Annotated in this window: 21 protein-coding genes, 3 pseudogenes and 1 riboswitch; of the genes and pseudogenes, 14 read left to right on the forward strand and 10 right to left on the reverse strand. The window is 36.5% G+C overall.

What is annotated here, in order from left to right:
* Positions 1-213: 213 nt before the first annotated feature.
* The 3 genes from LG377_RS02945 (at position 214) to LG377_RS02955 (ending at position 2670) form a co-directional block, all read left to right on the forward strand.
* Positions 214-1515, forward strand: coding sequence for a pyrimidine-nucleoside phosphorylase (locus LG377_RS02945; protein WP_225743224.1), 1302 nt, complete (start codon positions 214-216; stop codon positions 1513-1515).
* Positions 1516-1637: 122 nt separating this feature from the next.
* Complete coding sequence (locus LG377_RS02950) at positions 1638-2357, forward strand: AzlC family ABC transporter permease (protein WP_225743225.1); 720 nt, start codon at positions 1638-1640, stop codon at positions 2355-2357.
* 1 nt (position 2358) lies between these two features.
* On the forward strand, positions 2359-2670 hold the full coding sequence (locus tag LG377_RS02955; protein ID WP_225744616.1) for an AzlD domain-containing protein: 312 nt from the start codon (positions 2359-2361) through the stop codon (positions 2668-2670).
* A 2-nt stretch (positions 2671-2672) separates the two neighbouring features.
* Here LG377_RS02955 and LG377_RS02960 read toward each other — a convergent pair whose 3' ends face one another.
* From LG377_RS02960 to mvk, 5 genes are all read right to left on the reverse strand, one after another.
* Positions 2673-3158 carry a hypothetical protein gene (locus LG377_RS02960; protein ID WP_225743226.1) on the reverse strand — a complete coding sequence of 162 codons (486 nt, stop codon included), beginning with the start codon at positions 3156-3158 and terminating at the stop codon, positions 2673-2675.
* Positions 3159-3201: 43 nt separating this feature from the next.
* The gene (gene fni, locus LG377_RS02965) at positions 3202-4254 is read right to left on the reverse strand and encodes a type 2 isopentenyl-diphosphate Delta-isomerase (RefSeq protein ID WP_225743227.1); all 1053 of its coding nucleotides are present in this window, start codon (positions 4252-4254) and stop codon (positions 3202-3204) included.
* Between the two features lie 99 nt (positions 4255-4353).
* A complete protein-coding gene (locus tag LG377_RS02970) occupies positions 4354-5430 on the reverse strand; it encodes a phosphomevalonate kinase (RefSeq protein ID WP_225743228.1) in 1077 nt (358 codons plus the stop codon).
* A gap of 84 nt (positions 5431-5514) precedes the next feature.
* Positions 5515-6486 carry a diphosphomevalonate decarboxylase gene (mvaD, locus tag LG377_RS02975; RefSeq protein WP_225743229.1) on the reverse strand — a complete coding sequence of 324 codons (972 nt, stop codon included), beginning with the start codon at positions 6484-6486 and terminating at the stop codon, positions 5515-5517.
* Complete coding sequence (gene mvk / locus LG377_RS02980) at positions 6479-7432, reverse strand: mevalonate kinase (RefSeq protein WP_225743230.1); 954 nt, start codon at positions 7430-7432, stop codon at positions 6479-6481. Before mvk ends, mvaD begins: the two co-directional genes overlap by 8 nt.
* Positions 7433-7724: 292 nt before the next feature.
* Between mvk and coaA the strand changes: the two genes are divergently transcribed.
* The 7 genes and pseudogenes from coaA (at position 7725) to LG377_RS03010 (ending at position 12174) form a co-directional block, all read left to right on the forward strand.
* Positions 7725-8648: a type I pantothenate kinase gene (gene coaA / locus LG377_RS02985; RefSeq protein WP_225743231.1), complete on the forward strand. Its 924-nt coding sequence runs from the start codon at positions 7725-7727 to the stop codon at positions 8646-8648.
* 48 nt (positions 8649-8696) lie between these two features.
* Positions 8697-8885 carry a hypothetical protein gene (locus tag LG377_RS02990; protein ID WP_225743232.1) on the forward strand — a complete coding sequence of 63 codons (189 nt, stop codon included), beginning with the start codon at positions 8697-8699 and terminating at the stop codon, positions 8883-8885.
* A 932-nt stretch (positions 8886-9817) separates the two neighbouring features.
* Positions 9818-10144, forward strand: a pseudogene (locus tag LG377_RS02995) (family 1 glycosylhydrolase); the annotation flags it as partial.
* A gap of 161 nt (positions 10145-10305) precedes the next feature.
* Positions 10306-11106, forward strand: a complete 801-nt coding sequence (locus LG377_RS03000; RefSeq protein WP_225743233.1) for an SDR family NAD(P)-dependent oxidoreductase — start codon at positions 10306-10308, stop codon at positions 11104-11106.
* A 175-nt stretch (positions 11107-11281) separates the two neighbouring features.
* Positions 11282-11509: pseudogene (locus tag LG377_RS12490) on the forward strand (transposase); the annotation flags it as partial.
* Positions 11507-11818: an HIT family protein gene (locus LG377_RS12495; protein WP_370632558.1), complete on the forward strand. Its 312-nt coding sequence runs from the start codon at positions 11507-11509 to the stop codon at positions 11816-11818. The pseudogene LG377_RS12490 and the gene LG377_RS12495, both read left to right, overlap by 3 nt.
* A 77-nt stretch (positions 11819-11895) precedes the next feature.
* On the forward strand, positions 11896-12174 hold the full coding sequence (locus LG377_RS03010) for a DUF1905 domain-containing protein (protein WP_225743235.1): 279 nt from the start codon (positions 11896-11898) through the stop codon (positions 12172-12174).
* 157 nt (positions 12175-12331) lie between these two features.
* On the opposite strand, the gene LG377_RS03015 is transcribed toward LG377_RS03010, so the two are convergent.
* The 3 genes from LG377_RS03015 to LG377_RS03025 all read right to left on the reverse strand — a co-directional run bounded on the left by LG377_RS03015 (position 12332) and on the right by LG377_RS03025 (position 13252).
* Positions 12332-12622 carry a type II toxin-antitoxin system RelE/ParE family toxin gene (locus LG377_RS03015; RefSeq protein ID WP_225743236.1) on the reverse strand — a complete coding sequence of 97 codons (291 nt, stop codon included), beginning with the start codon at positions 12620-12622 and terminating at the stop codon, positions 12332-12334.
* A gap of 3 nt (positions 12623-12625) precedes the next feature.
* Positions 12626-12946 carry a type II toxin-antitoxin system Phd/YefM family antitoxin gene (locus LG377_RS03020; protein ID WP_225743237.1) on the reverse strand — a complete coding sequence of 107 codons (321 nt, stop codon included), beginning with the start codon at positions 12944-12946 and terminating at the stop codon, positions 12626-12628.
* 114 nt (positions 12947-13060) lie between these two features.
* Positions 13061-13252, reverse strand: coding sequence for a hypothetical protein (locus LG377_RS03025; RefSeq protein ID WP_225743238.1), 192 nt, complete (start codon positions 13250-13252; stop codon positions 13061-13063).
* A 271-nt stretch (positions 13253-13523) separates the two neighbouring features.
* Between LG377_RS03025 and LG377_RS03030 the strand changes: the two genes are divergently transcribed.
* Both LG377_RS03030 and LG377_RS03035 read left to right on the forward strand, forming a co-directional pair.
* Complete coding sequence (locus LG377_RS03030) at positions 13524-13889, forward strand: metalloregulator ArsR/SmtB family transcription factor (RefSeq protein WP_225743239.1); 366 nt, start codon at positions 13524-13526, stop codon at positions 13887-13889.
* Between the two features lie 16 nt (positions 13890-13905).
* Complete coding sequence (locus LG377_RS03035; protein ID WP_225743240.1) at positions 13906-14523, forward strand: CadD family cadmium resistance transporter; 618 nt, start codon at positions 13906-13908, stop codon at positions 14521-14523.
* Positions 14524-14624: 101 nt separating this feature from the next.
* Here LG377_RS03035 and LG377_RS03040 read toward each other — a convergent pair whose 3' ends face one another.
* The gene (locus tag LG377_RS03040) at positions 14625-14939 is read right to left on the reverse strand and encodes a helix-turn-helix transcriptional regulator (protein WP_225743241.1); all 315 of its coding nucleotides are present in this window, start codon (positions 14937-14939) and stop codon (positions 14625-14627) included.
* Positions 14940-15213: 274 nt separating this feature from the next.
* On the opposite strand from LG377_RS03040, the gene LG377_RS03045 reads away from it, so the two are divergent.
* Complete coding sequence (locus LG377_RS03045; RefSeq protein ID WP_225743242.1) at positions 15214-17133, forward strand: heavy metal translocating P-type ATPase; 1920 nt, start codon at positions 15214-15216, stop codon at positions 17131-17133.
* Positions 17134-17138: 5 nt separating this feature from the next.
* Here LG377_RS03045 and LG377_RS03050 read toward each other — a convergent pair whose 3' ends face one another.
* Positions 17139-17375 (reverse strand): hypothetical protein, encoded by a 237-nt coding sequence (locus LG377_RS03050; RefSeq protein ID WP_225743243.1) that lies wholly within the window; start codon positions 17373-17375, stop codon positions 17139-17141.
* A gap of 204 nt (positions 17376-17579) precedes the next feature.
* Here LG377_RS03050 and LG377_RS03055 point away from each other — a divergent pair.
* Positions 17580-17879: pseudogene (locus LG377_RS03055) on the forward strand (tyrosine-type recombinase/integrase); the annotation flags it as partial.
* A gap of 199 nt (positions 17880-18078) precedes the next feature.
* Positions 18079-18186: riboswitch (TPP riboswitch) on the forward strand.
* Positions 18187-18321: the final 135 nt, after the last annotated feature.

Here is an 18321-nt window from a genome sequence, read left to right on the forward strand (position 1 = left end):
TTAGCATCAAATAAGCACTATTCGAATGCATGCACCAGTTTGATGGTGTAATAACCGTATCTCTTAGGAATTTGTACTTCTAATATAGAATCAAACGTCACCTTTTATTAAAATTGAAAGAGATTACAATTTTGTCCAAACTTGATTCGTAAAATGTGATAAGATGAAGGAATAGAAGCAATCATTATGAAAATTGTTTTGGAGGAATATAAAATGAGAATGATCGATTTAATTGAAAAAAAACAGCATGATCAAGAGTTGACTGAGCAAGAAATTAAATGGATGATTGAAGGATATACAGAGGGAACCATTCCTGATTATCAAATGAGTGCAATGAATATGGCTATTTACTTTAAAGGGATGACAAAAGTAGAGCGTAGTGCATTAACGATGGCGATGGTTGAATCGGGAGATCAAATTGACCTTTCTGCAATTGCAGGTGTCAAAGTCGATAAGCATTCAACAGGTGGCGTAGGGGATACAACAACCTTAATACTTGCACCACTAGTGGCAAGTGTTGGTGTACCTGTAGCAAAAATGAGTGGACGAGGATTAGGTCATACGGGTGGAACAATTGACAAACTCGAAGCAATTCCAGGATTTCACGTTGAAATTTCAAAAGAACAATTTGTGGAACTCGTTAATGAAAACAAAGTCGCTGTTGTTGGTCAGTCAGGAAACCTGACGCCGGCAGACAAAAAATTGTATGCATTACGTGATGTAACAAGTACCGTTGAATCGATTCCGTTAATTGCGAGCTCAATCATGAGTAAGAAAATTGCTTCTGGAGCAGACGCAATCGTATTAGATGTAAAAACGGGTGCCGGTGCATTCATGAAGAGTGTGGATCAAGCTAGAGAGTTAGCGAAAGCTATGGTAGAAATCGGGAATTCAGTCGGTAGAAATACGATGGCAGTTATTTCAGATATGAGCCAGCCACTTGGAAATGCGATCGGAAACGGATTAGAAGTTAAAGAAGCAATCGAAACACTAAAAGGAAATGGACCAGAAGATTTAACAGAACTTTGTCTCGTCTTGGGAAGCCAGATGGCATTCTTAGGTGGTGTGGGTAGCTCGCTAGAAGAAGCCAGAACCTTACTAGAAGAAAACCTGCATAACGGTAAAGCATTGGAAGCCTTTAAAGTCTTTGTGAAGTCTCAAGGTGGAGACGATTCAGTTGTTGAACATACAGATGAAGTCCTACCTTCAGCTGAATTCACGACAGAAGTAACGGCTGAAAAAGGCGGGGTGATTTCTAAAATTGTTGCCGATCAAGTTGGGTTAGCAGCTATGAGACTTGGTGCCGGAAGAGAAACAAAAGAAAGTGAAATTGACTTAGCAGCAGGTCTCTACTTAAATAAAAAAGTAGGCGACTCTGTGAAAGCTGGAGAATCTCTAGCAACACTCTATTCAAACAAACCAATCGCAAAAGAAACAATACAAACGATTCGTCAAAGTATGGAAATCAGTGAAACAGCAGAACCACTAACACTAGTCTACGATATTATCAAATAGTTGTATAAATTAGAGTCAGAAGAGTATGCAGATGCGGTCTTCAAAAGGCCGTTCCAACTTTTCAAAGGCTCTTTTTTATTTAGAGAAATCATTAAGGCACTCAGTATGAAGGAAGTGAATGAATGTATTTGACAGAAATGGAAAGTGCGTTAAAGGCCAGTGCGCCAATTATGATTACTTATGTAGCGCTAGGGATGGCTTGTGGAATTGTTTTATATGATGCTGGTATTTCTATCCTAGGGATTTCTTTCATGAGTGTACTTGTTTATGCAGGAGCTGGACAGTTTCTGGCAGCTAGTATGCTCGTTTTAGGCGCTTCTATACCGTCAGTTATTGTGATGGTCTTTTTCTTGAATTTAAGGCATATTTTGATGTCTGCCAGTATGTCTACTTATGTAAAAGAGCGGTCTCTTGGATTTATTGCACTATTCAGTCACGTATTGACGGATGAATCTTATGGGATCAACTATACTAAGTTCAGAGAAGGGAACTGGTCTCCTGAGGAAGCTATGGTAACAAGTATTGCCAACTATTCAACTTGGGTAATCAGTACAATCATTGGTGGCGTAATCGGAAGTCAAATTCAAGTTAATACGATTATCATGAACTATGCGCTGATTGCGATGTTTTTATATATGATGGTCCAGCAATTTGTTTCCAAAGAACATCTTATCGCAGGAATCAGTTCAATCGTACTGACAGTTATTTTAACCATTGTCTTGAAACATAATATTGCGCTCGTCATCGCCACGGTTATCGCTTCTTTTATAGGGTATTATCTAGAAGTTAGAAAAAATCGTCATACAAAACCGGACATCAAAGGGAGTGAAGCTATTGAATAATGTGTGGGTACTGATTTTAGGAATGGCCGTTGTAACTTATATTCCGCGCTTCTTACCAATGCTTCTGTTGAGCAAGAAAGAAATTTCACCTTCTTTTAGTCGCTGGATGACATACATCCCGGTATCGATTTTTGCGGCCCTTGTCGCTTCAGATATCTTTTTTTGGGATGGCTCCTTTAATCTACAACCAACAATCAATATTAAATTGATTCCATCTATTGTTGTTTTTTTAATTGCTTATAAAACGAAAAGCTTGTTGTGGTCTATGGTTGTCGGTATAGGTGGGATTACTTGCTTGTGGTTTTTATTTTAATATTACTTTCTTAAGGACGGTTGTTTTAGTATACTTTCCCCAAGTGCGTCTGCCCATTGTTCGACCCAGCAAAAAGAGTAAGGAACGTGATAGGTTGTTCTCAATTTTTTGTATCGTGGATGTCTTGCCCAGGTAAAGGAGATCAAACCGATGATGGGAAGGTATAGAGGTCCAAGTAAGAGTGACTGAAAAGTATGACCATATTCATGCACAGCCATTCTACTACAGGACTCTGCAAAAGTTGTAGCGTTTCTCTGTTTTAAAAGTATAGGATCTGATTCGTTAGGTGTGAAGATAAATAAGCCTAATGAAACACCATCTGTGCGGGTCCATTTTGTTCGAATAGCACCATGAAAATAACTATGGGGTTGCTTATAATAAAAAAGAAACAGTAAAAGTCCGACAGCAGTCTGGATGAATCCCCAAGTAGACTGCACTAGGGAATATAAAATCTTCAGTACAATCAGCAACCCTTTAGATTGAAACATAAGAACCGGCTCCTTAAATAGATAGTAAAAAATACGTTTCTCGTTAGTGACGAGAAGCGTATTTTTGTATAGAGATATTTCGAGTAGCACACCAGTCAGCTGCTTGACCTGATAAAATTAAATCCGTTTTATTTAAATCAGCAATATTTTTCGTACCCAGAAGTGTCATGATACTGGCAATTTCTGCTCTCCAGGCGTGAACCGTTTCGATTGTCTGATCCACATCTTCAAGCGCCATATGCATGAATTGGCTGGATAAACCAGTCAAAGAAGCGCCAATAGACAAAGCTTTAACCATTTCCATAGGGCGACGAATCCCGCCTGAAGCGATGATATGAGCCGCCTGAACGACCTCGTGAGCTTCTAGCAAAGATTCCACAGTTGTTTGTCCCCAAGATTCCAAGTCATCGAGTTTCTGTTCGGGTCTTCTATAGTTCTCGATTTGAGCAAAGTTTGTTCCACCACGACCACTGATATCGATCAATTGAACCCCAATGGATTCAAGTAAGTGAACCGTCTCGCGGCTCATACCAAAACCCACTTCTTTAGCAATGACCGGTACACCAAGACCTTGAACGATTTCATGAATATTTTCAATCCATCCGGAAAACTCTCGGTCGCCTTCAGGCATAACAATTTCTTGAGGCGCATTGATATGAATCTGCATCGCGTCGGCTTGAAGCAAGTCAACGACTCTTTTTGCATTCTCTAAACCGTGTCCTGCACCCAAGTTTGCAAATACAAGACCATTAGGATTCGTTTCTCTGACAATTTTAAAAGTGCCTTCTTGTTCAGGATCTTTTAACGCTGCACTAACAGAGCCCGTGGCAATCGCAAGACCTGTTTCTCTAGCGATGGTTGCTAATTTTTCATTTACTTTTCCTGTCCAGGGACTTCCACCAGACATGGCATTAATAAAAAACGGAACATTAAAAGTCAGCCCATCCAGTTGAACAGACATATCCACATCTTTTACATCCATCTGTGGAAAAGAATGATGGACAAATCGGACATCGTCAAAGGATGATTGCCCATAATCATAAAATTTTTCAGAAAGAGATACGTGTTCATTTTTTCGGTTATTTTGTTTTGGCATAGTGTTGTCTCCAGTATGTCAGTTTTAGAAGAATCCAGTATGGATAGACTCTTTTATAAGTTCATAAAATGATTATAGCAAACAATGATGAGTAATGGACTACGAACGAGCATAAACTTTTAAAGGAAGTAAGGTAATATCGTGTGTCTGCCATCTCGAAACCAATTCGTTTAAACTAGAAGAACGGTCAAACAAGGCAATACCGCAGTCACCACCACCAGCACCGGAAGTTTTAGCGGCACCATGAAAAGCTTCTGCATCTTCACACAATTGTTCGAGCGTTTCCGTTTCAATGGAGACGCCTGTATTTTCACTCATTTCTTTCAAAATCTGGCGATTTTTACGGATTTCGGTTTGAATGTCCGCTAATGAACCCCTTCTAAAAGCTAGAATCATATTCTCCACGCAAGCTTTACTTCTATTTAAAAAATCTTGATAGGTTTGTTCTTTGGCTTCTCGGTTTGCTTTCACTTGATCGACTAGATCAGTAGTAGAAGCAGGGGAACCTGTCCATCCAATCAGTAGTTTCAGTTCTGAAGGAGGGGTCAGTTTTTCAACCATAAAAGCAGGCCAATTGAGTTCAACAATGGATTTGATGCTGTGTGTGTTCAGACGATCCTTAACCCATTTACGGTCAAAACTACTGTAAGCTAGCCACCCAGTATAGGTTGCCGCCGCAATATCTCCAAACGAACCGTTACTTTTCACGGATAGATGCGCTAGAACAGATAATTTAAAAACCAGCTCATCGGTTTCAGTAAGCCCATAATACTTTAATAGCGCTCGTACAGTAGCAACGGTAACAGCCGCGCTAGAACCGAGACCGTATTTCAAGCCGTTAGCACTATCTAATTCACTATCCACAACCAGATGAAAGATGGATAACTCTTTTCCGCATTCTTTTACGTAACGTTCAGTGTAATCAATCGCTGCAAGCAAGTAGTGGAAGGGGTTCTCTCTTTCATCAATAATTAGTTTCCCGTTTTCTCTTGTCCATTGAAGGGGAATACTAGAATAATGAGATGAGTGAATCGTTCCAACTGTATCAGATGGACTGACTTTAACGGTTAGAAACTGGTCGACCGCGACAAGAATTGCGGGGTGCCCAGGTTCAACAACGGCGTACTCGCCAGCTATATATAATTTTCCAGGAGCAGAGGCTTCTACTTGGTTCATTCAATTCGTTCCTTTTTTAGGATCTGTTCCGTTCGAATCAGTATCCTTTGGATTTTTAGTGATATGTAAGGAGAAAACCAAAAATCAGTTTTCTAAAAGATGAATGGCAGGTCCGGGTTTCGCGGAAATGATCTGTTCTTCATCAAAATATTCAGCTAATTTCTGTTTGATTTCTTTCATTTGAGATTGTCGACAGATCACTTTTACATTCGGTCCAGCGTCCATAGTGAAGTAAGCTGTGAATCCTTGTTTTCTTAATGCACGTACAGCGTCCATTGCAAGCATACTGTCAGCTGTCCAATAAGTGAAAGGCGGATTCGCACCAAGTGTCGTTGCGTGCATTTTCAAAGCATTGCGTTCGGCAATGGCACCCGTTTTTTCGATATCTTGTTCTTCTATAGCTTCTTTCATATCAGCTAAGTCCTGGTCGAGTGTTGCTAGCCAGCCGTCATAAAAAGGTGAAGTTTCAACTGTTCGGCGCATACCATCTCTACTCGAAACATCTTTTTGAGCTTGTTTTACGATAATAAACAGCATGCCGATATCCCAGTTTGCGTCATCGACTGGAGAAGCAAAAGAATCTTCATCTGTTGTGCCTTTTTCCCATTCAACGAATCCGCCGAAGATACTTCTAGATGCAGATCCTGAGCCGCGTCTTGCTAGGCGCGACAAGTCTTTTGGGGATAAATTCAAGCCCGCAGCCTCATTTGCGGCACCAGCTAGTGCTGCAAGTCCTGATGCAGAAGAAGCGAGACCCGCTGCTGTTGGAACATAGTTGATACTTTCAACATGAGCACGATCCGTTATTCCAGCTTGTTCCCTAATTAAATCGAGAACCGTCACGACTTTGTTCAATACACCTGATGATTGTTTCTCGCCATCTAAAATCAGTTCGTCCTCTTTTAATGAAGGATCAAATGTCACTTTAGTGTCTGTATAGAAAGCATCTAGCGTTAAAGAGAGTGAATTGTTTTTTGGAATAATGAGGGCTTCGTTTTCTTTTCCCCAATATTTGATTAATGCAATATTTGTATGTGCGCGAACCCATTTACTCATTTGTATCTGCTCCTAGTGAATGGACCCAAGTTTCTACGGCTCCATTTTTCATTAATTCATTTGCGATGTGTTTTGCTTGATCAAAGGTTTTGGCTAAAGCAATCATACAACCACCACGACCGCTTCCTGTTAGCTTAGCGCCTAGTGCACCTTGTTCTAAAGCCACTTGAACCAGTCTGTCTAGCTTTTCATTACTGACGGTCAGGTCAGAAAGATGATGATGTGCTTTAGATAAAATCTTGCCTAGATCAGTAATATTATCTTGCTCAATCGCTTCTTTTGCCTGGTAGGTCAGCTTGCCAAGCGAACTGAGAAGATGCTTTGTTTTTCTTCTAGATTTCTTTAGCAAATCTGCAACATCTTGAACAGCTTCTCTAGTTTGACCTTTTAAACCTGTATCAGCCGCAATAAGGTATCCTGTTAAATGAAGATCGAATCGTTCAGGAAGTTTGGATTTCATATAAAATAGAGGCTGATTGCCACTTGTGACACGTGCATCGAGCCCACTAGGATTCCCGTGAGCGATTTTTTCTGAAATGCCAATATAGTGTAGTAGCACGTCGTACTCGAGTGGGTGTTCAAAAAAGTTGAACAGCGCTCGCACAAGGGCTGAAGCAACAGCTGCGCTGGAGCCCATACCGCGTTCAGCGGGAATGAGACTAGAAATGGAGATTTGCATACCAGAAGGCTCATATCCTAAATCTTCACAAATCACTTCAATGGTCTTGATTAAATTATTCAGTGAGACAGGTGCATCAGAAATAGACCCCTCATAATAATTCGAGCGGATCTGACTATGGCCTTGAATGGCTTCAATGGTGACTTCAACATGAGCCGCCGGGAAAGGGAGCGCAATTGCAGGGTTATTATACACTACGGAATGCTCTCCAATTAATATGATCTTTCCGTGAGCCGTTCCAATGGCTTGATCGGAGAGAGTTTTCATCCTGTCAACTCCTCGTTGATACTATTATCTATAATCTTGATAAGTTACTCCGTGATTACTGTACTACAATCGTACTATACTTGACTGTTAGACTCCACTATATCGTATCAATATTACTTTAAAAATACATAAAGAAACCCTTCATAATCAAAGAGTTCCATTTTACACGAAATTTTTCTAGGATAAAAGAGGGCAGTCTAAAAAGGCGTTTAGAATTTAGATAGTCAAAATCTATTTATTTTGGTAAACTTGAACACGACTAAAGACTAAGAGAAGCGGAGGTTTATACCGCATGCAAGAATCGGATACGTTTTATATTATTGATAGAGATGAATGGAAAGAACTCAATGAACATACTAGATTGACCCTGACCGATGAGGAATTAGAATCACTAAGATCACTGAATGACCGGATTTCAATGAAAGATGTTAAAGAAATTTACGTACCTATTTTGCAGATATTGCACACACATATCAAGCACTATGATGAACGTCAAAGCGAAATGAAAACGCTATTGAATCAACCAGCTAGAAAAGATCCTTACATTATAGGGATCGCTGGAAGTGTGGCTGTTGGAAAAAGCACTTTGGCCAGACTTCTTCAGATGATGATGGACCGAGCATACTCGAATAGAAAAGTGGATCTGATTACGACAGATGGATTCCTTTATCCAAATGAGGTATTGAAAGAGAAAAATAGTCTGAACCGTAAAGGCTTCCCGGAAAGCTACGATATGCAGCGTTTGATTCGCTTTATGGGAGACGTGAAAAGTGGACACCGAAACATTGAAGTTCCAGTATACTCACATAAGTTCTATGACATTATCCCTGATGAATATGCCGTCATTGATCAACCAGATATTTTGATTGTGGAAGGGATCAATGTTTTACAACTACCGGCAAATGAAAAAATCTTTGTCAGTGACTTTTTTGATTTCAGTTTCTATGTAGATGCTGAACCAGAACGCATTGAAAAGTGGTATCTGGAACGATTCGGTTTACTGCTAGATACTGCCTTTCAAGATCCTACCAATTATTACTATGAACTAGCAACCGGAAATAGAGAGAAAGCTTTTGATACAGCACGTAAAGTCTGGAAAGCGGTCAATCTGACAAACCTGGAAGAGTATATTCTTCCCACAAGGTTTAGAGCAGATATGATTGTCCATAAAACGACAGATCACTTTATTGATCAGTTGTTGTTGAAAAAACACTAGTATACAAAAGAATTAACAGATTCTATAATCTAGAGAAGTGGGTGTAGGATGGCAAAAATCAAAATTTTCATTCAAACTGTTTTGAATTTTTTAGCGTTGAATTTATTGTTAAATCCGATAATGAACACACTGTTACCCGTTAGTGCAGTAGGTGGTATGTTGAGTTTGTTTTATTGGGGAATGTTACTCATTGGTTCATATGCCTTATCCATTTTTTTAATAGAGTCAAAACAATAAAACGCGTTCGAGTCGCAAATAATACTTAAATGAATTCTTTTTGCGAGAAAGATACTGAAAGGGGGTTTAATCATCTTCTATGCATTTGATTTCTTTTCTATTATACTCATACTGATTTTTTATGTTGGTATCCCAGCAGTCGTAATCTACTTTATACTGATGTGCCGTAAGATGGTTATGTTGACTGAAGAAAAAAACAAAAAGTTAGAACGTATTGCTAGTGCACTTACAGATATGCGAGATCGTAAGTCAGTTGATTAGGATTAACTTAATAAAAGCCAGTTAAGAAGTAGCAGACAGAAGCTACTCTTTAACTGGCTTTATTTGTATATTTAAATGGATGGACTGAATTGCCCAATCCAATCAATCAAGCAGTGAACGTTTTGTTCTTAGGTTTATCTTTCAATTTTTACCCATAGATACACAAATGGTAAAAAAATAAACATCCCTGATAACGTTCCATTCAATATAAACTTGCTGTCATTTTCTAAATCCTCTATCACACTTTCAAGATAGGAAAATGCCCATATGCATGACGATAGATATACAAAAAACGTCAGTCTAAGCCAATTCTCGAAAAAACCTCCAACGATAAACATATAAATAAAAGCATGTATCAAAAAATAGAAAACATCCGAAGAAAAAACCACGTCTTGAGAATTTCATATATTTTCCATATTGCATAACAAACAACTCTCTTTAAGGATTAACTTGTCTAATAGGATTGTCGCAAGCCATACGTAGCTGAAGCAACAGCATTAAAAATTTACTTTTTAGCTGTATATTAACTATAACAAATACAAGAAAGTTTTCAAAATAACATAATGAATCATTGGAACTTTTTAAACAGGGAAGCTTACAATTTAATCCCTTGCATATAGAATTGTGCTTATTCGTAGTGATATTTGATTACAGAATAATCAAAAGGATGACCATTATTCATCGTAGAAAATGGATTTGGCGCAGTGGATACAGTGGAAGAAGATGGTAGTATCCATGATGATGAGCGTATTTCATACATGCGTGAGCACATCAAAGAAATGGAAAAAGCGGTAAACTATGATGGCGTTGAATTGATGGGTTACACACCTTGGGGCGTTATTGATATCGTTTCCTTCACTACAGGTGAAATGAAGAAACGTTACGGCATGATTCACGTAGACCGTGACAACGAGGGTAACGGAACAATGGAACGTAGCAAAAAAGATTCATTTAACTGGTTCAAGCAAGTGATTGAATCGAATGGTGCAGAGTTGTAATTCAATAGTTAATAGATAGAAGACCATGAAGCCATCTTAATTGAATGGCTTCATGGTCTTTGCTTTCTATTTAATACTTAGACTATTTACCAAACATAATATTAGATAATCATTTCTTTATATGTCACAATTCAAATAACAAAACTTTTAGGAGGAAGATTATGTCTATTTTTTCATCTGACGTATTTAAGGGGAAACATGCTTTAGTTACAGGAGCGACCGGAGGGATTGGTCGTGAGACAGCGAAGGTATTAGCAGCTATGGGTGCGAATGTTACGATTACGGGTAGAAAAGAACAGGTTTTGAGCGAATTAAAAAAAGAAATCGAAAACGAGTCGCCGAATGCTGAGGTTCTGATGTATGTTGCCGACTTAACAGATGCAATGGACAGAGAAGAATTAGTTCTAGTCGCAGAAGAAACGTTTGGAACCATTTCCTTATTAGTTAATTCAGCTGGGATGACGGGTGGAGGCATTTTGGAAGAATTAACCCAAGAAGAGTTGGAGCGCGTGATGCACTTAAATCACACAGTCCCGATTCTCTTGACACAAAGAATTTATAAAAATATGAAAAAAGATAGAAAAGGTTCCATTGTAAATGTTTCGTCTCTTTCAGGTGTGAGAGGAACGTATGGTGGAACGGCGTACACTGGATCTAAGTTTGCACTGAATGCATTCACTCAATCTTTTGCACTAGAAGCGATTGAACACAACGTTCGAGTTAATGGTGTCTGTCCAGGGTATGTTGATACTGAGATGGGAAGAAATGGTATTCGTTCTAAAGGCGAGCAAGCAGGTCGTAGTTTTGAAGAACAATTTAAAATCGAAAGCGAAAAACTACCAACTGGACGCATTACAAATCCAGATGAAGTGGCTAACACAATCGCTTATTTATTATCGGATGCCGCAGAAAATATTGTCGGAGAAAATATCAACTTATCAGGTGGATCGGTAATGCGTTAAAAAGTCTTGAAAGTAATGACGAAACAAGGGGGCTGGGAAAAAACTCCCCTAAAATGAATACATCCCTCGACCAATTTTGAGAAAAAATGGTCGAGGGATGTTTCTTTTATAAAGACAAAATGAGCCCCACCGGCTATAATTGAAGTACCAACAGCAATTAAAGGAGGGGCTCACTTTGTATCAAGAGTATAACACAATGGAAACTGCTTTAACACTACAACTAGACTTCACTATTCCCGAGGATCACGAAGCACGTCTTATCAGTCGTTTCGTTGATTCTATTCCTGCGGAATTTCTTCTGGAAGAAACATCTCATACGGGACGTCCTGCGTTTCACCCTGCCATGTTACTTAAAATGTGCTTATTTGCCTATAGTCGTTCTACTTTTTCAGGTCGTACGATTGATCCAATACAGTTAGGACACTTATTGATAATTTCGAAATCACATACTAACAGTATTATAGACCTTACATCAGAGAGACTTTTAGAGCTGATAATGTTGGAGAAGAAAATAGTGGAAGTTTTAGAAAATAACTTTAATATTCTAGGCGTTAGTATTATTCAAAATAACGGTAAAGTTATGGATGATGGAACTCATTTTCATGTACATATAGTTCCTAGATACACAGAAGACAAATTTTGGGATAATCAAACAGTTGCTAGACGAAATATTGATCTAAATCATTTGAAGGAAGTATTGTCGTACATATAATAGTTCAATACACGAAATTGGATAGTTTAGTGTAACATAACTGATAGATAAAGTTAATAAGAAACGGGGCTATTTAAATGATAAAAATAATTGATAATCAGAAACTCGAGTTGCATTATAAAGAGGGATTTGGATCATGGACCTATCACCTTAGACTTCCAGGAACAGCTGACATTAAAGGGAAATGGGGACATTTAAAAGTATCTGGTACAATTGACGATTTTGAAGTCAAAAACATTTATTTGGCTCCAAGGAAATATGAAGATAAGATCATTTCAATCAATAAGGAGATTAGAGACGCAATAGGGAAAAATGGAGGGGACATAGTAACGGTAACTTTATATTTGCATGATTGAATTTACTCAGTAAATTCAATCTTCTTTTTTAGATATGAAATTTACGCTTAAATTAGTAGACAGAAAAATTAGATTAATACATGAAATTAGATATAATCATGTATTGCAAAACAAGAGATCTAACACTTTTAATTAGAGTGTTAGATCTCTTATTTGATTAGTTTATACGATTTTCAGCAATTTTATAGACGGTTTTTTTATCTCTTTTTCCAATAACAACAACTTGGATCACTTCAAGTTTACCTTGTACTTCTCTAAAAATAACGCGAAGTCCCATTTTTTTGTTTTTCAGTTTATTACATTGAGCTAAAGCGCCGTGTAACGGTTGACCAGCGTCCATACCACGCAATTTAATACGATTAAGAGCTTTATCAACAAAAGTCTTTTGGCTTCCGTCAAGCTTATCATAATCATCTCTTGAGTATTCTGTCCATTCAATTTGGTACAAAGCTTACTCCCACCCATCTTCTTCGTCGATAGTAGGCACTTCATTTGCTATTGATCCACGGACTTCACTATCAGAAAAAGTAGCTACTTTTTCATTCAGTAATCTTTTTTCAGCAATTAAATCAGCAATTTGATCATATAAACCGTCAACTTCTTTATTTAATGTTTCATATTGTTTTTGTGTCAACATAACTCCAGCTACTTTTTCTCGATTAAAGACATAAACCCCAGCAGCTTCTTTATCAGCTTTTTGAAAGACCTCCATAGGAGACCTTTTTACTTCAGAAATAGAAGATGTTGGAATATCTAATATTTTCATGGCCATATCAATCCTCTCCTTTACTTAAATCTATTATAAGTCTTTTAAAAAACTTTTTAAAGTCTTTTTGCTTTTTTTAAAAAAATTTAATGGTAGAAAAAATAAAGAAAAGAGGTTCACTTATGTTGTAGTGTTCCTCTTTTCTTTATATAAAGTTAATTTAGTTGAGCTTTTAGTGCAACAATGGCATTTATTAATAATATCTTGTTGAGTAGCCTGAATTAGTAATTTCGTTTCTAGATACTCTTTTATTTCTTCAACAAGTACTAAAATAGAGTTATTAATGAGCACATAAACGTCTACTGATGGCATGATATTCACCTCCTGTCTGTTATAAGTAATAACGAATAAGAGGTGAACAGTGTTACCTAGACTTCTTTCAATACATGAAATTGCTTAAAATAGTGTATTTAGAACCTTGTTAAAATAAGCTTCCTTTTTGTGTCTGAAAAGTACTAATCTAAACTTGTTCAACACATTCGTTCGAGTAAAATCAAGTGTTGAAAATAAGACCTGTTGACAGGATAGTGAGCAACTAGGTATACTTCATTCAAAAGTTCGTTTGAATGAAGAGGTGATTTTATTGAATACAGAAGTATGTACAACTAATTTAATACATAAAGAGAAAGTAGCAACTATAAAAAAAAATTTAATTAATAATGATTTATCAACTTTGCTTGTGCTAGGAAAATGTTTTTCAGATTACTCTAGAATTAAAATTTTCTATGCGCTAGAGACTTATAAGGAGATGTGTGTCTGCGATTTAGCAGCGGTATTAGATGCTAGTATGGCTACAACATCGCACCATTTACATTTTTTGAAAAAGCATGGAGTGGCAAAATCACGTCAAGATGGAAAAATAGTTTATTACTCATTCGCAAATGAAGACGTCTTTTCGGCTGTTCGGGCTTTTTTAAACACATCAGAAAATCTATCTATGAAACTTTAGTTTGGGGGAAGTTAGTTTGTTACAAAGTATTATTTCAGCAATCGCTGTTTACATTTCTACCAGTATTGATTATTTATTTATCTTGTTGATTATTTTTTCTCAAAGTCATACGAAAAAAGGTCTCCGTCAGATTTATTTGGGGCAATACCTTGGAACAGGTATTTTAGTAGCCGTAAGTTTATTTGCAGCTTATGTGCTGAATTTTATTCCTCAGGATTGGATTATTGGACTTCTTGGATTAATACCGATTTATCTAGGAATTCGAGTTGCCATGGTTGGTGAAGAGGAAGAGGAGGAAGAAGAAGTTGTTGAGAAACTAGAATCTCGAGGAACAAATCGCTTGTTCTGGACAGTTGCTTTAATAACAATTGCGTCTGGTGGAGATAATTTAGGTATTTATATTCCTTACTTCACTTCTTTAGTTGTTTCAGAAATTGTTATTTCTCTAGTTGTATTTGCTATCTCCGTGGCGGTTCTTTGCTATATCAGTTATAAACTGGCAAAAATTTCTTTTGTCTCTGAAACGTTAGAAAAATATGAACGAATTATCGTCCCTGTGGTGTTTATTGGATTAGGAATCTTTATTTTGGTTGAAAATGGAACCATACAAACAGTTCTCAATTTATTAAACTAGCACTATAGTGAATTTCAAACAAAAAGGCAGCGAGGTTATTAAACCTCGCTGCCTTTTTGTTTGAAATAACGAATTGTAAAAGCTTGTTGCTTTAGAATTTTTTATTTTTCTGGTTCTTTGATATGGGTCAAAACTTGCTCAAGGATACTAAAAATATGAAGATCGTCAAGGCTATAGATCATACTTTTACCAGCTCTTTTCGCTTTTACTAATCTTGAAGTCTTTAACGTTTTTAATTGGTGAGAAATTGCGGATTGTTCCATACTCAAAGACTGCGCAATAGTTCCAACACTCAGTTCTTCCTTTTGCAAAAGGAATAAAATCGACAGTCGTGTGGGGTCGCTGATAATTTTAAAGATCTTACTTACCTCTTGTATAGATTCATTTTCTAATGGAGAAGTTAACGATGGTTTCATAGATTTATCTCTCCTTCATATGTGTAATGGTTCATATTTAGATTATCAAAAGATAAGGATAAAGCAAGTTTTTTATGAAAAGCAGCTGTTTTAGCCTTCTATTTTTTATCAAATAAATAAGATACCTATTTTTTTGACAAGTCAGACATAACGTTATATAATGAATGCACAAACATATGAATGGTTGTTCATTTGTAATGCGTAAACATTACGATTTAAGAAAATAATTAATATAAACAAAAAACAAAAGTTTTATTAAGAAAGGTGATATAAAATGAAAGATATTCAGGAGAAAGACACTCACGAACATGGTAGTCATAATCATGACCATAATCACGGAAAAATGCCCATTGTATTATACTTTATTGGTTTAGCATTGGCACTCATTGCGTTATTTTTAGACGGAGAAAATAGTTTGTTACAAAATAGTTTATTTTCAATCGCTTCAATTAGCGCTGGCTATCATGTCATTATTCTTGAAGGAATTGGTGAAACGATTGAAAACACTAAAAATAAAAAGAAATTTACACCCAACTCGCATATTTTAATGGGAACAGCTTCACTAGGAGCTTCTCTGATAGGAAATTTTTGGGAAGGAACTTTATTGATACTTATCTTCTCTGGAGCACATTTTCTTGAGGATTACGCTGAAGGAAGAAGTAAAAGAGAAATTACCAAGTTGTTAGAAATGAATCCAACAACAGCTAGACTGATCACGAGTGATGGAAATACAACAATCGTGGATGTGAATGAATTAAAAGTGGGAGATCAACTTCAAGTATTAAACGGTGACCAAGTGCCTATTGACGGTACCATATTATCTGGGTCTACTTCCATTGACGAATCTTCTATTAATGGTGAGAGTATCCCAAAAGAGAAGTCAAAAGGAGACGGAGTTTTTGGGAGTACAATTAACGGAACAGGTACGTTTACAATGGAAGTCACGAAAGAAAATAAAGATACTGTTTTTTCAAAAATTTTACAGCTAGTAAATCAAAATCAAGAGAATCAAACAAAAGCTTCTAGCATTATCCAAAAATTTGAGCCTAAGTATGTTAAATTCGTTTTAATTGCAATTCCACTATTTATTTTACTCACTCCTGTACTTTTTGATTGGACATGGTCACAAAGTATCTATAGAGGACTAGTTCTTTTAGTTGCGGCTTCACCGTGTGCTCTAGCGGCAGCTACTGTATCTGTAACATTATCAGCTACGTCGAATCTAGCAAAAAGAGGTGTACTTTCAAAAGGAAGTTCCTATTTGTCGCAGTTAGCTGATATTCAAGCCATTGCCTTTGATAAAACTGGAACCTTAACTAAAGGAAAACCTGAAGTAACAAATGATTATTTTGCTGATTCTGTGGACAAGGAAAGTATGATTGATATCGTAGTGGCTCTTGAAAAAGAATCAAATCACCCATTAGCAAGTGCTATTTTAAAAAAGTATGAACAAAAAAATAAACTAGCTATTGAAGTGGAAAATCAGATTGGAAAAGGTTTAACAGGTGTTTATAACGGAAAAACTTATCGTATAGGAAAACCGAGCTCTTTTGACGCTGTATCTGATGAATACACACGTTTGAATAAAGAATGGGCTTCAGAAGGTAAGACGGTTGTATACGTATCAGAGAATGAACAAGTAATCGTTCTTATAGGATTAATGGATGTTCCAAGTGAAAATGCGAAAGCAACGATAGATTATTTTAAGAAACTTGGTATCCATACTACTTTAATAACTGGGGACTCTGAAATGACAGGACAAGCCGTCGGTAAACAATTAGGAGTAGACCAAGTGATTGCAAATGTCATGCCGGAAGATAAATCGAAAATTATCACTGAACAACAAGAAAATTATGGCGTGACCGCTATGGTGGGAGATGGTGTAAATGACGCACCTGCTCTTGTGAAAGCAGATGTTGGAATTGCTATGGGAGATGGTACTGATGTTGCAGTAGATGTCTCTGATTTAGTTTTAATGAAAAATGATTTATCTAAATTAGTCAAAGCTCATGAGATTTCTTTAAAAATGAATCGTGTTACTTGGCAAAACATTATTTTCTCAATGGCCGTTGTAGCCTTTTTAGTTGTCGTTAGTTTATTAGGATTAACGGATATAGCCATTAGTGTCATCATTCATGAAGGAAGTACCTTAGTCGTAATACTAAATGGTCTACGATTATTAAAAACTAAATAAATACACTAAATTGAATATAAACATTTTTTGATTAGAAAAAGGATTCTATCGCTTAAAAAGCAATAGAATCCTTTTTCTAATACTGTTATTTTATATTGAGTACGTAAGGCAACAATTACATTTTCAATAACATCTTGCTGCATGGCTTGAATAAGCAATTGCGTTTCTAAATAGTCTTTTATTTCTTCAACAAGTACTAAAATCTTAGCATTTATTGGTATATAGACGTTTGCTGATAACATACCCTTCACCTTCCTTTATTTTCGTTACAGGTAATAACGAAAATAAAGGGAGGTGTTACCATCTAATACATGAAATTAGATAAAATCATGTATCAAGAATCCCATACCTATAGGGTTCTTTTTTTATTGTAGTGTCCAATACACGATTTAGTGGTATCATGATTAGAATCATGTATCATAACAATCTAAGGAGAGAGCATTTCAATGACTTATAATGTACAGCCGTTAAGAACACAGCAAGAGATAAATGACTTCTTATTTTGTTTGCGAAGAAACAAAAATGCTAAGAGAGACGTTTTTCTATTTTTAATTGGAATCAATAGTGGATTGCGTATGTCAGATATTGTTAAACTGAAAAAGAAAGACATTATCTCCTCAAAAAACCCAAGAATTATAGAACAAAAAACTGGAAAAACTAGAATTTTGTATTTAAGTAGTCTTCAAGACCTGATTCAAGAATATACTGTAGACTTAAATATAGATGATTACTTATTTCCCAGCACCTTGTTTTTTTGTTTTCGATTTTTTAAAAATAGTTACATTAGAAATTTTCACTTTTTTATGACTAGCGTTATCATTAGAATAAACTGTTTTCTGCTATCAATCAGATTTGGAGACTAAAAGGAATCTAATTGTAAGCGAATAAAATCTTGTTGCTTTTATTGAAAGGGTATGTCACAATGATTTTGAAAGAAAATTGAATATCTTTCACTAGGGGCGCCAATTGATCGTTGGCTGAGAAAAGCAGTTGCTTAGTCCCTTTGAACCTGATCTAGTTAATACTAGCGTAGGGAAGTGAGCCACGAATTTTTTGATAAAGGAATATCTACCCAGTATGGATAGGTATGCTTTTTGACAATGATGAACATTTAGTGAGCCACTCTACGCAAAAAAGTAGAGTGGCTTTTTTGTGTGGAGCGAATGTTACTAAATATTAGTCCATTAA

Origin of the sequence: Marinilactibacillus sp. Marseille-P9653, from assembly GCF_916618885.1 — a bacterium.
Lineage (GTDB): Bacteria > Bacillota > Bacilli > Lactobacillales > Carnobacteriaceae_A > Marinilactibacillus.

Excerpts from the sequence above, each read along its gene's own strand:
- LG377_RS02945 (WP_225743224.1), top strand. The coding sequence starts at position 214 with ATGAGAATGATCGATTTAATTGAAAAAAAACAGCATGATCAAGAGTTG.
- LG377_RS02950 (WP_225743225.1), top strand. The coding sequence starts at position 1,638 with ATGTATTTGACAGAAATGGAAAGTGCGTTAAAGGCCAGTGCGCCAATT.
- LG377_RS02960 (WP_225743226.1), bottom strand. The coding sequence starts at position 3,158 with ATGTTTCAATCTAAAGGGTTGCTGATTGTACTGAAGATTTTATATTCC.
- fni (WP_225743227.1), bottom strand. The coding sequence starts at position 4,254 with ATGCCAAAACAAAATAACCGAAAAAATGAACACGTATCTCTTTCTGAA.
- LG377_RS02970 (WP_225743228.1), bottom strand. The coding sequence starts at position 5,430 with ATGAACCAAGTAGAAGCCTCTGCTCCTGGAAAATTATATATAGCTGGC.
- mvaD (WP_225743229.1), bottom strand. The coding sequence starts at position 6,486 with ATGAGTAAATGGGTTCGCGCACATACAAATATTGCATTAATCAAATAT.
- mvk (WP_225743230.1), bottom strand. The coding sequence starts at position 7,432 with ATGAAAACTCTCTCCGATCAAGCCATTGGAACGGCTCACGGAAAGATC.
- coaA (WP_225743231.1), top strand. The coding sequence starts at position 7,725 with ATGCAAGAATCGGATACGTTTTATATTATTGATAGAGATGAATGGAAA.
- LG377_RS02990 (WP_225743232.1), top strand. The coding sequence starts at position 8,697 with ATGGCAAAAATCAAAATTTTCATTCAAACTGTTTTGAATTTTTTAGCG.
- LG377_RS03000 (WP_225743233.1), top strand. The coding sequence starts at position 10,306 with ATGTCTATTTTTTCATCTGACGTATTTAAGGGGAAACATGCTTTAGTT.
- LG377_RS03010 (WP_225743235.1), top strand. The coding sequence starts at position 11,896 with ATGATAAAAATAATTGATAATCAGAAACTCGAGTTGCATTATAAAGAG.
- LG377_RS03020 (WP_225743237.1), bottom strand. The coding sequence starts at position 12,946 with ATGGCCATGAAAATATTAGATATTCCAACATCTTCTATTTCTGAAGTA.
- LG377_RS03025 (WP_225743238.1), bottom strand. The coding sequence starts at position 13,252 with ATGCCATCAGTAGACGTTTATGTGCTCATTAATAACTCTATTTTAGTA.
- LG377_RS03040 (WP_225743241.1), bottom strand. The coding sequence starts at position 14,939 with ATGAAACCATCGTTAACTTCTCCATTAGAAAATGAATCTATACAAGAG.
- LG377_RS03045 (WP_225743242.1), top strand. The coding sequence starts at position 15,214 with ATGAAAGATATTCAGGAGAAAGACACTCACGAACATGGTAGTCATAAT.
- LG377_RS03050 (WP_225743243.1), bottom strand. The coding sequence starts at position 17,375 with ATGTTATCAGCAAACGTCTATATACCAATAAATGCTAAGATTTTAGTA.